Genomic DNA, 11,933 nt, shown 5'->3' on the forward strand with positions numbered 1-11,933 from the left:
TGCCGCTCCGCGGCGCAGGACGGAGGAGCCACGATGACAGCGGTGCGTGCCCTGCACCAGCTCACGGGTCCGGACAGCGACCTCGCCACTCTCGTCGAGTACACGGCGGCCGTCCGCACCCAGCCGGGCTGCCGCGAGGCCGAGTGCTATCGGCGCCTGGACGGCCGGCCGGGGGCCGCGGTGGTGGAGCTGTGGGACGACGAACACGCCCACGCCCAGTTCTGGGCCGCGGCGCTGAAGGACGGCACCGCGACCCGCCTCGTCGGCGCCGCCGGTGGCGAGCCGCGCCCCGAGCCGGCGTCGGAGTTCTACCGCCACCAGTACTTCGAGAACGACGGCGGCGAGTGGAAACCGCTCGGGAGCGCCGCAAAGCCCCGCGCGATCTCCTGGGCGTCCGCGGCAGCAGTGCGGGTCGTCGTCCAGGTCAGCGTGCACGACACCGAGCGGGTGCGGCCGATGTTCCTGGCGAACACCGCGGAGACCCTGCGCGAGCCCGGCTGCCGGGAGTTCGCCTGGTACCGCAGCGAGGAGTTCGACGGCCAACTGCTCCTGCTGGAGCTGTGGGACAGCCAGCCGCTCTACGACTCGCACTGGGCCCTACGCCGGCGCACGAGCGACTCGGCTTCCCCGCCGCAGCCGCCGCCGCGCCGCAACGGCACCAACGGCGCCGAGTTCTACCGGCATCGCACCTACACCCACCTCTACGACCGTTGGCTTCCGGCCGGGGATTCCGGCCGGTCGGAGACCGTCGTCTGGCCAGATTGACGCGCCGCGACAAGCAGTGGACACACGAACACCACGAAGGGGCGTTCCGGCATGCCGAACGACCAACCCAGCCCGGCTCGGGCTGCCGCCGACCACCGCAGGCCAGGCCCGATGCTGCACAGTCTGGGATATCTGGGGCTGACCACCACGGACCTCGACGCCTGGCGCCGCTTCGCCACCGACGTGTGCGGACTGGCGATCAGTCCGGGCTCGACGGACGACCACCTGCTGCTGCGCGTCGACGAGCGGGCCTGGCGCATCTCGGTCGTTCCCGGAGACGGTGCGATGAGCTACGTCGGCTGGGAAGTCAGTGATTCGCAGGTCCTCGACGAGGTGGAGCGCACCCTGGAGGCCGCCGGTCATGCGGTCAAGCGGGACGCCGAGCTGGCGCTTGAGCGGCAGGTCATCGACCTCCTCACCACTACCGACCCGGCCGGCAACGCGCTGGAGTTCTTCTACGGCGCGACGGTGGACCACGAGCCGTTCGTCTCCCCGCGGGGCGCCAGGTTCGTCACCGGTGAGGAAGGCCTCGGCCACGCGGTGCTGCTGGTGCCGGACATGCGGGCGGCCGAGGAGTTCTACCTCGACACGCTCGGCTTCCGGGTCAGCGACCGGGCAGCCCTGGGGCCGGCCTACGCCGTCTTCACCCACGTCAATCCCCGGCACCACAGCCTCGCCCTACTGCCGGCGCGTGGCCGGACGGGCCTGCACCACTTCATGCTCGAGGTCGACGAACTCGACTCGGTGGGTTGCGCCCTCGACCGGGTGTTGGACGGCGGCGCCGAGCTCACCATGACGCTCGGCAAGCACATCAACGACCACATGGTCTCGTTCTACTGCCGCACTCCCTCCGACTGCGAGGTGGAGTACGGATGGAACGGACGCCGAGTCGACCCGGATCTGTGGACGACCGCGCTCTATCGCAGCGCCGACATGTGGGGCCACCACCGGACCCACGCACCGGCCGGGCCGCCGCCGGGCCCGGGGAACAGCAAGGAGTGATCGAATGGGCTGGGAAAGAGCGTGCGCCGCGGACGACCTCCCCCCGGGCGAGGTACTGCGCCTGGACGTCGACCCGCCGATCGCCGTCTACAACGTGGACGGTGAGTTCTACGCGACGGCCGACACGTGCAGCCACGCCGAGTCGTCACTCGCCGAGGGCTACCTCGAGGGGGACACGATCGAATGCGTGTGGCACTTCGCCAGGTTCTGCGTGCGTAACGGCAAGGCACTCTCCCTGCCGGCGACGGTCGACCTACGGACCTACGCCGTCCGCCTGGAAGACGGTGACGTCCTTGTCGAACGATGAGACCCGCTCGTGAGCCCGCGGATCCTCCACGACGCCGACGAGGCCCTCGCCGACGTGCCGGACGGGGCGATCGTGCTGATCGGCGGGTTCGGCACCGCCGGTCAGCCCGTCGCCCTGATCGACGCGCTGCGACGGCAGGGTGCCCGGGAGCTCACGGTGGTCAACAACAACGCCGGCAACGGGTACGTGGGTCTGGCGTCTCTGCTGGCGGCCGACCAGGTCCGCCGGATCGTGTGCTCGTTCCCGCGGCAGAGCGACTCCTGGGTGTTCGATCGGCTGTACCGCGCCGGAGAGATCGAGCTCGAGTTGGTTCCCCAGGGCACGCTCGCCGAGCGGATCCGGGCGGCGGGCGCCGGTATCGGCGCCTTCTACAGCCCCACGACCGTCGGCACGCCACTGGCCGAGGGCAAGGAGCTTCGCACCATCGACGGTCGCGATCACGTCCTGGAGTACGCCCTGCACGCCGACGTCGCCCTCATTCAGGCCCACCGCGCCGACGAGAAGGGCAACCTGGTGTACCGCAAGACCGCCCGCAACTTCGGCCCCGTGATGGCGACCGCCGCCGCGCTCACGATCGTGCAGGTGGACGAGGTCGTCCCGGCCGGCGAGCTGGATCCGGAAGCGGTGGTGACGCCGGGCATCTACGTCGACCGCGTGGTCGTCCGCCCGCGCGCACCGCAGGAGGTCGTGTGATCGTGGAGCACCTGGACCGCGAGCCGCTGAGCCACGCGGAGCTCGCCCAACGCATCGCCGACGACATCCCGCCCGGGTCCTACGTCAATCTGGGCATCGGCTTGCCCACTAGGGTCGGCGACCACCTGCCCGCGGAACGCGGGGTAACCCTGCACACCGAGAACGGCCTGCTCGGCATGGGCCCGGCGGCCGAGCCGGACGAGGTGGACGACGACCTGATCAATGCCGGCAAAGTGCCGGTGACAGAAACGCCCGGCTGCTCGTACTTCCATCACGCGGACTCGTTTTCCATGATCCGCGGGCGCCACCTGGACGTATGCGTCCTCGGGGCGTTCCAGGTGTCGGCCTCCGGCGACCTCGCCAACTGGCACACCGGCGATCCCGACGCCATCCCGGCGGTCGGCGGAGCCATGGACCTCGCGACCGGCGCCAGGACCGTCTACGCGATGATGACGCTCTTCACCCGAGACGGTTCACCGAAGCTCGTGGCGAAATGCACTTACCCGCTCACCGGCGCGGCCGTGGTCACGCGCCTGTACACCCACCACGCCATCTTCGCGCTGAGCCCGGACGGCCCCAGGATCGAAGAGACCTTCGGCATCTCGACCAGCGAGTTGCACGAACGCCTCTCCCCGCTGCGGTTCTGATCCCGCCCCGCCGCTCCCGCCGTTGCGGCGCCGCTCCCGCGGTGCCTCGCGACCCGTTGGGCGGCGGCCGCGCAGCAGCACCGGCCGCGGCCGGTGCACCGATCCCCGCCACCCCGGGCGGACCGGGGCGCCGGGGATCGGGAGAAATCAAGACGACAGGCCGGCCTGCGCCCGGGCCGCGGCGAGCTTCTCACGCGCCTGCGCGACCGTCAGCATCTCCCAGTGACCGGACAGGGGCCCGCCCATGCCCTGCAGCCGGCCCCCGGATTCCAGGCCGCCGGTGTCGACGGCGGTCCCGCCGATGTCGGCGATGAGCCCGGCGACGACCGACTTGGCGTGTTCATCGTCCCCGGCCACGAACAGTGCGTTGGCCTCGCCGGCCGCAGGGCCGAGCGCGTTGAGGAACACCGGGATCCCGGTGTGGCTGAACGCCTTGACGACGAGCGCGCCCGGCGCTTGCTCGGCAACGACCGAGCTGGAAAGCCGCCCGTGCAGGTCGATCACGTCCTCCGGGCGCGGGCCGAGGCGGTTGTTGGTGGTGTCGACGAGGATCTTCCCGCTCCAGTCGGCCACCTGCGCCAGCGCATCGGCGTTGCGTGGCCAGGGGGTCGCCAGGAACGTCACGTCGGATCCCTCCACCGCGTCGGCCACGGTGGCTGCAGAGACCCGCGCGCCCAGCTCCGCAACCAGATCCGTGAGCGACTCCGGCCCCCGCGAGTTCGACAGCACCACCTGGTGCTCCGCTCCGGTGAAGAGCCGGGCCAAGGCCTGGCCCATTCGTCCGGCTCCGATGACAGCGATACGCAATTTTCCTCCATCGCGTCTGCCGGACCACATTCCGGCAAGTCGATCAATTTTCCGCACAGCGTAACTCTAGTCTGCCTGGTGGAAACTGAATAGACTCGGTGACCGAGGCCGTCAGTCGATGGCCGGTCTGCCGGACCCGGCTCAAGGATGTGAAGGATGAGTTCGATGCAGCAGATCTCGCTGGCGCCGCCGGAGGAGGACCTGACCGCCGATGAGCTGATCAGGCGCGCGCGGGAGCTACGGCCCATTCTGCTGGGTGAGCAACTCGCCACCGAGGAACGCGGCACGTACTCGCCCGAGCAGCACGAACGCTTCGACCAGGCGGGCTTCTACCGCATTCTGCAGCCGCGCCGGTTCGGCGGGTACGAGCTGGACGTCGCGAACTTCGTACGCGTGATCATCGAGATCGCGCGCGGCTGCCCGAGCACCGGCTGGTGCCTGTGCCTGGCCGCCGGCCACCACGTGCAGCTCGCCGGCGCGTTCTCCGCCCGCACCCAGACGGAGGTCTACGGCACCACGGGCTTCTTCGCGGCGCCCTGCCGGCCGATCCCCATGGGCGTGGCCGTGCCCGTCGAGGCCGGCTGGCGCATCAGTGGCGAGTGGGACTACTGCTCCGGAGTTCCCTACTCCAACTACGCCCTGGTCGCAGTCCGCCTGCCGGAGGGCTCCCCGGCCCCGGTCGGCCTGGCCGTAGTGCCGCGGGATTCCTTCACCGAGCTCGACGACTGGCGGGTCAACGCCTTCGGCATGCGCGGCAGCGGGTCGAACACGATCACCATCGACGGCGCGACCGTTCCCGACCATTACGTCGTTCCCGGGGCCCTGCCGCAGCTGTCGAAAGGCGCCGAGTCCCCCGGCTACCTCCTGCACGGCAACCCGATGTACTCGGGCCTGTCAGACGGTTACAACCAGATGGAGATCGCCGCCGTCCTGGTGGGCGCCGCCTGGGCCGCGGTCGACGAGTTCGACCGCCTGCTCCGTACGAAGAGCACCGGGGGTCCGAAGCCGGCTCCGCGCTACACCGCCCCCGACTACCAGCGGTGGCTCGCCGAGGCAGTGGCAAAAGTGACGGTCGCCGAGCAGGCACTGTTGTCCTCCGCGACGACGTACCGGCAGTCGTGCGCCGACGCGGTCGCGCACGGTCCCGCCGCCGCCGCCCACGACACGGCCACCCGGCTCCTGGTCGTCCACCAGGTGGCCGACCTCGTCTGGGAGGCCGTCGAGCTCCTCTACAAGACGTCGGGCTCCAGCGAGGGAGGCCGCACCAAGACGCGGATGCAGCGCTACTACCGGGATGTGTCGACGGCGATGACCAACATCGTCCCGAAGTTCGGCACCTCGGTTGCCGGGTTCGCCGCCGCTCACTTCGGTCTGGACACACCCAACATCGTGTGACGCGGCGACCGTCCCCCACCGCCGACCCCGTCGGCGGCCACCACCAGGAGTCCGCCCGACGGCGACTTCCGACCTATTGAGGAGTATGAGATGGGCACCATTGCGGTGAGCAGGCGCGTCACGCTCAAGGCCGACCCCCAGACAGTCTGGGAGTTCGTACGCGACCTGAGCCGCTTCGCCGAGTGGCAGCCGCACATTGCGGCTGCCGAGGTGCGGCCCAATGGGGACCGCCTTTTGCAGTTCAAGCGCGGCGACTCGATCATCGACCGGATCGTCTTCTACGACGAGGAAGCGCGGACCTACACGTACGCTATCGCCCCCGGGCAGGACACGCCCTTGAAGGCGATGGGGGCGACGTTTGCGGTCGCCGGCGACCCGGACGGCACGACGGTGCAGTACACGATCTCGGTCACCGTTCCCGACGAGATGGAGGAACTCGCGACCAAGGGGATCACCGGCGACATCGACGGTGCCCTGGGCGGCCTCGACACCAAGTTCAATGGAGGCCAGGACCGATGAGCGACGAACGCGTCGCCGTCGTCACCGGTGGCGCCGGGCTGATCGGCCGCGCCATCGTCGAGTCCCTTGAGGCAACTGGGCACAAGGTCGTGGTGATCGACCAGACCGGACCCTTCGCCGCCGACCTCGCCGACGAGGCGGCGGTCCGGCGGGTCGCCCGGGAGGTCCTCGAGACCTACGGCCGCTGCGACGTGCTGGTGCACGCGGCGGCGGCCTTCGACCGGGCCGGCCTGGCCGACCTCGACCACGCGCTGTTCGCCCACGCGATGGGAGTCAACGTCGAGGCCGCGTTGTGGCTCTGCCAGGAGCTGATCCCTCGGATGGCCGCCCGCGGTTTCGGCCGGATCGTGTTCATCACCTCGGACACGGTGTTCAGTCCCCCGCCCGTCGCCGAGCTGCTGCCGTACATGATGACCAAGATGGCGCTCATGGGCGCGGCGCGGTCACTGTCCCGGGCACTCGGACCCGACGGGATCACCGTGAATTGCGTCGCGCCGGGGCTCACGCCCAACCCCGACCACGCGGACGCGATGCCTCCGGGCTGGGAGACGAATGTCCTGGCCCGGCAGTCCCTGCAGCGCATCCTCGGGCCGCAGGATGTCGCCGCCGCCGTTGCCTTCCTGGCCGGTGACGGCGCGGAGGCGCTCAGCGGTCAGACGCTGTGCCCCGACGGTGGGATGGTCTTCCGCTGAGTATGCGGACATCGGTCGCGCGCCGCGCCGGGAGGCCTGCGCGGCGCGCGATCAGGTCACGGGGCGAGCGGGGTGAAACGCACCAGCGCGGTACGGCCGTCCCCGGTCGGCACGAAGACCGCCCGGACCGGCTGCCCGCAATGGACGTCCTCGGGAGCGCATCCCACGATGTCGGTCATGACGCGCACGCCCTCGGCCAGCTCGACGTAGGCCAGGACGTAGACCGCTGTCCCGCGGTACGCGGGGTGGTCGGCCTGGCCGGTGCGGACGACGGTGTAGCTGTAGACGGTGCCTGTCCCGGTGGCCTCGAACCACTCCACGTCGGCGGCGAGGCAGTCCGGGCAGAACGACCGCGGGTACCAGATCACTGTCGCGCATGCAGGGCACCGGGGCAGCAGCAGGCGCCCCTGGGCGGCGGCCTCCCAGTAGGGCCGGGCCTCCTCCGTCACGATCGGCGTGGGGGCCGGCAGACCATTGTCCGTGTCAGGCATCTGCCGCCCTCCTCAGCACCGCGGTCGCCCCGGCGTGCCGGGTGCCGATGCGGCCCCCGCTGCCGTGCACGAGGGCGATCCGGCAGTCGGGCACCTGCACCTGCGGCGCGGCCTCGCCACGCAACTGCCGTACCGCCTCGACGATCTTGCCCATGCCGCCCATGCCCGGGTGGCTGTTGCACAGCCCCCCGCCATCGGTATTGATCGGTAGCCGTCCGTAGGGCGCGTGCAACGCCCGGTCGAGTACGAACGCCCCACCCTTTCCCTTCTCGCAGAACCCCAGGTCCTCCAGGGTCTCGAGCACCGTGATGGTGAAGGAGTCGTAGAGGGAGGCGTAGTCGACGTCGGAGGGAGCCACCCCCGCCTCCGCGAAGGCCTGCGGCCCGGTACGCTGCGCGGCTGTGGTGGTCAGGTCGAGACGGCCGTTGTCGCCGTGGCGGACGGTCTCGGCGTGCCCGATCAGATGCACGCCGGTGCGTTCGAGCCCGCGGGCGACGTCGGGGCTGACGACGACGACCGCTCCCCCGCCGTCGGTCACCACGCAGCAGTCCAGCCGGTGCAGTGGGGAGCTGAGCATCGGCGAGGCGAGCACGTCCTCCACCGTCACCACGTCACGCAGGAGCGCGCGGGGATTGTATTGGGCATGGTGCGAGGCGGCGACTTTGATCGCGGCCAGTTGCTCGCCGGTCGTGCCGTACTCGTGCATGTGCCGCATGGCGGCCAGCGCGTAGGCACTGATGGTGCTGACCCCGTACACCGACTCGAAGGTGGTCTCGGGTGTGTCCACGCCGGGCGGCGGCTGAGCGGCGCTGCGCGGGCGGGAGGCCAGCGAGATCAGCGCCACCCGGCAGCGGCCGTCGGCGATCGCCGCCGCGGCGTGTCCGAGCTGGCAGACCGGCGAGGATCCGCCGGTCATCGTCGTGTCGACGTGGCGCAGCCGCGACAGCCCCAGGTACTCCGCGAGCGCGAGTCCCGGCAGCGTGACGTCCCCGCCGACGGCGAACAGCCCGTCGATGTCGGCCGTCGTCAGTCCCGCGTCGGTCAGCGCCCCGCGGGCGGCCTCGGCATGGATCTGCGGGACCGTACGGTCTGCGATGCGCCGATCCGGGTGCTCGTAGGCACCCACGATGACGGCCGCCGATTGAGCGCCCATCGCACCCGCACCGCCCTTCCTGTCGTACGGCGGCGCCGCTCAGTGCGCCGCGACCTCGGGCATCTCGTCGAGCAGGGCCAGCAGTTCCTGCTCGGACAGGGTCAGGTCGATGTGCTGGGTGTAGGGCTGCGGCCAGAACTTTTCGGTCCGCCAGTACACCTCGACCAGGTTGTCCTCCGGGTCGAGGAAGTAGCAGCCGAAGGCGTTGCCGTGACTGACGCAGCGGTCCACGGTGAAGCCCCGCTCCCGGATCTGGGCGTAGAACTCGCGGAGATCGGCAAGGGAGCCAACCCGGAACGACAACTGCTGCGGGTCGGTGTGCCGAGTCTCCGACGGCGCGAGCGCCAACTCGTGGTGCTCCGTGTCCGGCTGGGCACTCAGAAAAACGATCTTGTCGGCGGGGTGCCGGTCGGTGACCGTGAGGCCGAGAAAGCCGGAGTAGAACTCCACCATCTTCTTTATGTCCTTGACGAACAGCCCGACATGGCCGAGTCCGGTGACCTGTGGCATACGCTTCCTTCCTTCATGGCGTGATCGACGGTTTCCTGGAGCAGGGAACTCACAGGTCTGGTCAGATGTCCCGCAGCTGGGGAAGGATCTTCTCGCCGAACAGCTGGAGGGCGTCGGTGAGGGGGCTCTCCCCCCGCCCTGCGTAATTGCGGAAATTCAGGTCCAGCACGCCGGCCCCGAGCTCCGAGCGCACCTTCCGGGCCTGTCCGACGATCGTGTCCGGGCTGCCGAGGAAAGTGGTCGACAGCACTCCGGCGACGTTGGGCTTGATCACCGGTCCGGCCCGGTTACCCGTCTCGGCACGGATCAGCGCGTCCCGGATCTCGGGCCGGAGCACCGCCAGCGGCACGTCCCCCTCCAGCGCATCGAGGATGTGCTGCGCTTCCTCGTCGCTGTCGGCCATCAGGATGTTGGCCCGGTAGAGGATGTCGTCCGGGCCCGGCTCCCACCCGTACACGGCGCAGCGCTCGCGGTAGTAGTCGGTGGCGCGCCGCACGACGTCGTACGGGGCGAACGAGACCCCGAGCCCCAGCCGGTGCCGGGCGGCGAACTCGCACGTCTCCTTGCTGGTGCCCAGAATCATCGTGGGCGGGCCGGGGCGCGACACCGGCTGCGGCCAGATGGCCACGGTGCGGAACTGGAAGTAGCGGCCCTGCCAGCCGAACGGCTGCGGCTCCCGCCACGCCTTGAGGATGAGCTCCATCCCCTCGTTGGTGCGGTCCCGTGCCTCGTCCGGCTTGAGATCGTAGGCAAGGTATTCGTACATCGTGCCGCGCAGCAGGCCGACCACCAGCCGGCCGGGTGCGAGGTTGTCGACGACGGCGAGTTCCTCGGCCACCCGGACGGGATTGGTGTGTGGCACGATGGGCCCCAGGACGGCGATCGTCAGCCGCTCGAGGGCGGCGGCGAGATAGGCCGCCGTCACCGTCGGATTGGGCGTCAGCGTACGGGGCGAGTAGTGGTGCTCGGAAAGACTCACCCAGTCGAAGCCGAGACGCTCGATCATACGAAGCCGTGACAGCATGCTCTCGAACGCCTGCACACCCGCGTCCGACTCACCGGCGCCGGGGGGAACCGGCCACTCGAAGGTGATCTGCTGCGGCGGAAAGTACTGTGCGGTCTCGAAGTAGGAGATCTTCATTCCTCGGCCTTTCCGTGAACGGCGTTGCGGAGCTCGCCGATCAGCGGCGACGACACGACGACTTCCTGGCCCACGTGCACGAATCGCTCGTCGGACGACGGAGCACCGTCGGTGTACTGACTGGAGTCACCCGCGGTCCCGACCGGCGATCCGCCGCCGAGAACGTCGCCGGGCCGGAAGGTGAGGTCGCGGGTAAGTACCTCCAGGTACTCCGCGAAGCTGAACACCATGTCGCCGGTGCTGCCCTTCTGGCGCAACTCTCCGTCGATCCGGGTCTCGAACTCGATGGCCTGCGGGTCTTCGATCTCGTCCACCACGAGACAGGGCCCCATCGAGATCGAGGTGTCGAAGTTCTTGGCGAGGTTGAAGCTCAACGCCCGTTGCCGCTCGTGCGCGCCGAACACGGTCCAGTCGTTCACCAGGGTGTAACCCCAGATCCGTTCGACGGCCCGCGACCGCGGCACGTCCCGCCCGCCGGGTCCGATCACGACGGCGACCTCGCCTTCGTAGTCGAGCAGCCGCGCCCGCTCCGGATACCGCAGCGCCTCGCCGGTGCCGATCACGGTGCCCGGCAGCTTCCAGAAGCCCCAGGGTTCGCCGCTCCGGATCCGGGCTGTTGCCTCCGCGTGGGACAGGTCGGTGCCGCGGGCCCGCGCCAGGAAGCCGCGCAGGTGATCGGCGTAGTTGCCACCGGCCATCGCGATTCTCGACCCGGCGGAGGCCAGCGGCGCGTGCAGCCGGACGCCCGGACCGTGCACAATCTGCTCCCCGCACGGTCCGACCGGATCGGGGTTGTGCGAGCGCTGGTGGTCGAGAGCCTCGCGGGCCCGGTCGAGCGCGGAACGGCCTTCCTCGATGAATCCGGCGAGGTCCGCCGGGACGAAAGCGTCCGCGTGGGCGTACGGCCGGGCTGCGCCGCCGGTCTCCCTCAGGCGCTTGGCGTAGGCCCAGTTCAGGTCGACGACCTCACCGTCGACCAGCGCGCCGACCCGCCTGGCGGCGCCGTACACGACGATCTTCATCGCTGCTGCTCCTTTCGCATCATGGGAACAGCCGCGTCGCGCGCTTGCCGACGACGAAGGTCTGATGCCGCTCGAGGTAGTCGTCGACCACATCGGCGAAGGCCTCCGGGCGGTCCGCGCTGATCGCGTGGGCCGCGGCGTAGACGTACACCAGGCTCGCGTTCGGCAGCAGTTCCTTGTAAAGGTGCGCCACGGCATCGGTGTCGATCGTCGGGTCCTCCGTGCCGAACAGCACGAGCGTCGGCGTCGCCACGGCCTGCAGTCGCTGCTCGAACGGCCGGTCCCGGGCAGGGCCCACCAGTCGCTGCACGAACGCGCGCCGCTGTGTGCGCAGCGCACCCTCTTCCTCGCGCAGCCTGGGGAAGGTCCAGCCGTCGGGACGGATCGCACCGGGGGACTCTAGGGCCAGGGCGGAGACCCGATCCGGGGCCTGAATCGCGCTCCAGCAGGCCACCTTCGCACCGAACGAGGTGCCCCACAGGTCGAACTCACCGATGCCCAGCGCGCCGATCGCGGAGAGCAACGTGCCGGCCAGCTCCTCCATCGACGTGGTTCGCTCGTTCGGCTCGGCGCCGAGGCCGGGCAACTCGAACGCGATGACCCGCCGGTTGCGGCTGAGCAACCCGTGTCCGGGGGTCAGCACGAGACCGTGACCGCCCGTTAGATGGACGAGGGGCGGCCCGTCGCCGCTGGCCCGGTATCGGATCCGGAAGCCATCGGCCTCGACGAGGCCTTCCTCGAAGCCGGCCTCGACGTCGGACAATCCGGGGGCGGCTGTGGTCACTGTCT

15 protein-coding genes are annotated in these 11,933 nt (G+C 70.1%); 8 read left to right on the top strand and 7 right to left on the bottom strand.

What is annotated here, in order from left to right:
- Positions 1 to 33: 33 nt before the first annotated feature.
- The 5 genes from AC559T_RS22750 to AC559T_RS22770 all read left to right on the top strand — a co-directional run bounded on the left by AC559T_RS22750 (position 34) and on the right by AC559T_RS22770 (position 3,414).
- Complete coding sequence (locus AC559T_RS22750) at positions 34 to 765, top strand: antibiotic biosynthesis monooxygenase (RefSeq protein WP_498870053.1); 732 nt, start codon at positions 34 to 36, stop codon at positions 763 to 765.
- Positions 766 to 876: 111 nt separating this feature from the next.
- Entirely contained in the window at positions 877 to 1,767 is an 891-nt protein-coding gene (locus tag AC559T_RS22755) for a VOC family protein (protein WP_498870054.1), read from the top strand.
- A 4-nt stretch (positions 1,768 to 1,771) separates the two neighbouring features.
- Positions 1,772 to 2,074 (top strand): bifunctional 3-phenylpropionate/cinnamic acid dioxygenase ferredoxin subunit, encoded by a 303-nt coding sequence (locus tag AC559T_RS22760; protein WP_498870055.1) that lies wholly within the window; start codon positions 1,772 to 1,774, stop codon positions 2,072 to 2,074.
- A gap of 9 nt (positions 2,075 to 2,083) precedes the next feature.
- The gene (locus AC559T_RS22765; protein WP_498870056.1) at positions 2,084 to 2,767 is read left to right on the top strand and encodes a 3-oxoacid CoA-transferase subunit A; all 684 of its coding nucleotides are present in this window, start codon (positions 2,084 to 2,086) and stop codon (positions 2,765 to 2,767) included.
- Positions 2,764 to 3,414, top strand: coding sequence for a 3-oxoacid CoA-transferase subunit B (locus AC559T_RS22770; RefSeq protein WP_498870057.1), 651 nt, complete (start codon positions 2,764 to 2,766; stop codon positions 3,412 to 3,414). The genes AC559T_RS22765 and AC559T_RS22770 overlap by 4 nt, the downstream gene beginning before the upstream one ends.
- 147 nt (positions 3,415 to 3,561) lie before the next feature.
- Here AC559T_RS22770 and AC559T_RS22775 read toward each other — a convergent pair whose 3' ends face one another.
- Positions 3,562 to 4,251, bottom strand: coding sequence for an NADPH-dependent F420 reductase (locus AC559T_RS22775; RefSeq protein WP_498870058.1), 690 nt, complete (start codon positions 4,249 to 4,251; stop codon positions 3,562 to 3,564).
- 126 nt (positions 4,252 to 4,377) lie between these two features.
- On the opposite strand from AC559T_RS22775, the gene AC559T_RS22780 reads away from it, so the two are divergent.
- The 3 genes from AC559T_RS22780 to AC559T_RS22790 all read left to right on the top strand — a co-directional run bounded on the left by AC559T_RS22780 (position 4,378) and on the right by AC559T_RS22790 (position 6,827).
- On the top strand, positions 4,378 to 5,616 hold the full coding sequence (locus AC559T_RS22780; RefSeq protein WP_498870059.1) for an acyl-CoA dehydrogenase family protein: 1,239 nt from the start codon (positions 4,378 to 4,380) through the stop codon (positions 5,614 to 5,616).
- Between the two features lie 90 nt (positions 5,617 to 5,706).
- A complete protein-coding gene (locus AC559T_RS22785) occupies positions 5,707 to 6,135 on the top strand; it encodes an SRPBCC family protein (RefSeq protein ID WP_498870060.1) in 429 nt (142 codons plus the stop codon).
- Positions 6,132 to 6,827, top strand: a complete 696-nt coding sequence (locus tag AC559T_RS22790) for an SDR family NAD(P)-dependent oxidoreductase (protein ID WP_498870061.1) — start codon at positions 6,132 to 6,134, stop codon at positions 6,825 to 6,827. The genes AC559T_RS22785 and AC559T_RS22790 overlap by 4 nt, the downstream gene beginning before the upstream one ends.
- 56 nt (positions 6,828 to 6,883) lie before the next feature.
- Here AC559T_RS22790 and AC559T_RS22795 read toward each other — a convergent pair whose 3' ends face one another.
- The 6 genes from AC559T_RS22795 to AC559T_RS22820 form a co-directional block, all read right to left on the bottom strand.
- The gene (locus AC559T_RS22795) at positions 6,884 to 7,318 is read right to left on the bottom strand and encodes a Zn-ribbon domain-containing OB-fold protein (protein WP_498870062.1); all 435 of its coding nucleotides are present in this window, start codon (positions 7,316 to 7,318) and stop codon (positions 6,884 to 6,886) included.
- Positions 7,311 to 8,471: a thiolase domain-containing protein gene (locus AC559T_RS22800; protein ID WP_498870063.1), complete on the bottom strand. Its 1,161-nt coding sequence runs from the start codon at positions 8,469 to 8,471 to the stop codon at positions 7,311 to 7,313. Before AC559T_RS22800 ends, AC559T_RS22795 begins: the two co-directional genes overlap by 8 nt.
- Before the next feature lie 39 nt (positions 8,472 to 8,510).
- The gene (locus AC559T_RS22805) at positions 8,511 to 8,981 is read right to left on the bottom strand and encodes a VOC family protein (protein ID WP_498870064.1); all 471 of its coding nucleotides are present in this window, start codon (positions 8,979 to 8,981) and stop codon (positions 8,511 to 8,513) included.
- Between the two features lie 61 nt (positions 8,982 to 9,042).
- The gene (locus AC559T_RS22810) at positions 9,043 to 10,122 is read right to left on the bottom strand and encodes an LLM class flavin-dependent oxidoreductase (protein ID WP_498870065.1); all 1,080 of its coding nucleotides are present in this window, start codon (positions 10,120 to 10,122) and stop codon (positions 9,043 to 9,045) included.
- Entirely contained in the window at positions 10,119 to 11,144 is a 1,026-nt protein-coding gene (locus AC559T_RS22815; protein WP_498870066.1) for a fumarylacetoacetate hydrolase family protein, read from the bottom strand. Before AC559T_RS22815 ends, AC559T_RS22810 begins: the two co-directional genes overlap by 4 nt.
- Positions 11,145 to 11,163: 19 nt before the next feature.
- Positions 11,164 to 11,928 (bottom strand): alpha/beta fold hydrolase, encoded by a 765-nt coding sequence (locus AC559T_RS22820; protein ID WP_498870067.1) that lies wholly within the window; start codon positions 11,926 to 11,928, stop codon positions 11,164 to 11,166.
- Positions 11,929 to 11,933 lie beyond the last annotated feature (5 nt).

The organism is Frankia sp. Hr75.2, assembly GCF_949319125.1.
In the GTDB taxonomy this organism is placed as follows: Bacteria; Actinomycetota; Actinomycetes; order Frankiales; family Frankiaceae; genus Parafrankia; species Parafrankia soli.

Coding starts and splice junctions, on each gene's coding strand:
- AC559T_RS22800 (WP_498870063.1), bottom strand. CDS start 8,471: ATGGGCGCTCAATCGGCGGCCGTCATCGTGGGTGCCTACGAGCACCCG.
- AC559T_RS22805 (WP_498870064.1), bottom strand. CDS start 8,981: ATGCCACAGGTCACCGGACTCGGCCATGTCGGGCTGTTCGTCAAGGAC.
- AC559T_RS22750 (WP_498870053.1), top strand. CDS start 34: ATGACAGCGGTGCGTGCCCTGCACCAGCTCACGGGTCCGGACAGCGAC.
- AC559T_RS22810 (WP_498870065.1), bottom strand. CDS start 10,122: ATGAAGATCTCCTACTTCGAGACCGCACAGTACTTTCCGCCGCAGCAG.
- AC559T_RS22815 (WP_498870066.1), bottom strand. CDS start 11,144: ATGAAGATCGTCGTGTACGGCGCCGCCAGGCGGGTCGGCGCGCTGGTC.
- AC559T_RS22760 (WP_498870055.1), top strand. CDS start 1,772: ATGGGCTGGGAAAGAGCGTGCGCCGCGGACGACCTCCCCCCGGGCGAG.
- AC559T_RS22795 (WP_498870062.1), bottom strand. CDS start 7,318: ATGCCTGACACGGACAATGGTCTGCCGGCCCCCACGCCGATCGTGACG.
- AC559T_RS22780 (WP_498870059.1), top strand. CDS start 4,378: ATGAGTTCGATGCAGCAGATCTCGCTGGCGCCGCCGGAGGAGGACCTG.
- AC559T_RS22775 (WP_498870058.1), bottom strand. CDS start 4,251: ATGTGGTCCGGCAGACGCGATGGAGGAAAATTGCGTATCGCTGTCATC.
- AC559T_RS22755 (WP_498870054.1), top strand. CDS start 877: ATGCTGCACAGTCTGGGATATCTGGGGCTGACCACCACGGACCTCGAC.
- AC559T_RS22785 (WP_498870060.1), top strand. CDS start 5,707: ATGGGCACCATTGCGGTGAGCAGGCGCGTCACGCTCAAGGCCGACCCC.
- AC559T_RS22790 (WP_498870061.1), top strand. CDS start 6,132: ATGAGCGACGAACGCGTCGCCGTCGTCACCGGTGGCGCCGGGCTGATC.